Origin of the sequence: Noviherbaspirillum sp. ST9 (genome assembly GCF_048799745.1) — a bacterium.
In the GTDB taxonomy this organism is placed as follows: Bacteria; Pseudomonadota; Gammaproteobacteria; order Burkholderiales; family Burkholderiaceae_D; genus Noviherbaspirillum.
Map to the genome: position 1 here is coordinate 1 of NZ_JBLWFR010000051.1, position 840 is coordinate 840.

Annotated in this window: 1 protein-coding gene; it reads right to left on the bottom strand. The window is 40.6% G+C overall.

What is annotated here, in order from left to right:
- Positions 1-217 precede the first annotated feature (217 nt).
- The coding region (locus ACNOHI_RS24675; protein ID WP_420477374.1) for a TlpA family protein disulfide reductase at positions 218-840 on the bottom strand (623 nt) is incomplete at its 5' end.

Here is an 840-nt window from a genome sequence, read left to right on the forward strand (position 1 = left end):
AAAAATCCAAATACAGCCATTAATGACATTGAAGCGCCAATCAGAATTCTTTTTAAGTGCTTTTTCATAGTCCAACTTTTTAGTTGATGTAATATACTGTTTTCTCGTTTCAAGGCAAACAGTCTTCCTGGCCATTTTTTATATCAGTTATTTGCTGAACGCCTAATCCGATCGGCGATTGCTTCTTGTAAAGCAAACCGGCGACAGCCGTCAACGTTTAAAAAAGCAGCGCTATTTTATCACTAATTTCTTTAATGTTATGGGTATTTAGAATCAGCTTTCCGCTGGTATCGATCAACATATAAGTCGGAAGGGTTTGCACGTTAAACATCAGGGCATACCTGCTGTCCATCCCTTTCAAATCCGAAAGATGCCACCAACTTGTCTTATCCATTCTGATCGCCTTCTTCCAACTTGCCATATCACGGTCGAGTGATACACCTACAACAGCGAGTTTTTGCTTTTTATATTTAGCATACAGCTCCTGCAACGCAGGGTTATTGGTCCGGCAGGGCACGCACCAACTGGCCCAAAAATCGATCAGTACATATTTGTTGAGCGATCTGATCATTTTCAGGTCTACCATATTCTTTCCGGTAGTGTCTGGCAGGATAATGTCAGGCATTATTGTGCCGGCAATAGACAACTTATGACCGGCAATGAGTTTAGTGACTTTAATAAATAAAGGATTATCAAAATACTTCTTCGATAGAGGCGGCATTTGCTTTTCAGCCTGCTCGTAACTTACTAAATTACCGAGGAAATTTTCAAGTATACCCAGAGTCTGATAAGAAGCAGGGTGATGATGTATAAAACTATTGATGTGTACGCGCCTGAGCT